This window comes from uncultured Metabacillus sp. (assembly GCF_947503125.1).
Classification (GTDB): Bacteria; Bacillota; Bacilli; order Bacillales; family Bacillaceae; genus Metabacillus.
Map to the genome: position 1 here is coordinate 1 of NZ_CANNCR010000226.1, position 243 is coordinate 243.

Below are 243 nucleotides of genomic sequence, written 5' to 3' on the forward strand. Positions count from 1 at the left end.
TGTACTAGTTAGTACGTTGTTTGTTAATCGAAATTAACGTTGGCACGCTTGGTTTTGTTTAGTTTTCAAAGATCATTTTTGGAGCGGGTGAAGGGAATCGAACCCTCATCATCAGCTTGGAAGGCTGAGGTTTTACCACTAAACTACACCCGCAAAGTGACTCCACTGGTCGGGAAGACAGGATTCGAACCTGCGACCCCTTGGTCCCAAACCAAGTGCTCTACCAAGCTGAGCTACTTCCCG

General features: G+C 46.9%; 2 tRNA genes. Both read right to left on the reverse strand.

From position 1 onward, the window contains the following. Positions 1-79: 79 nt before the first annotated feature. Positions 80-153, reverse strand: a tRNA-Gly gene (locus tag Q1B07_RS26975). A gap of 13 nt (positions 154-166) precedes the next feature. Continuing rightward, a tRNA-Pro gene (locus Q1B07_RS26980) sits at positions 167-243 on the reverse strand.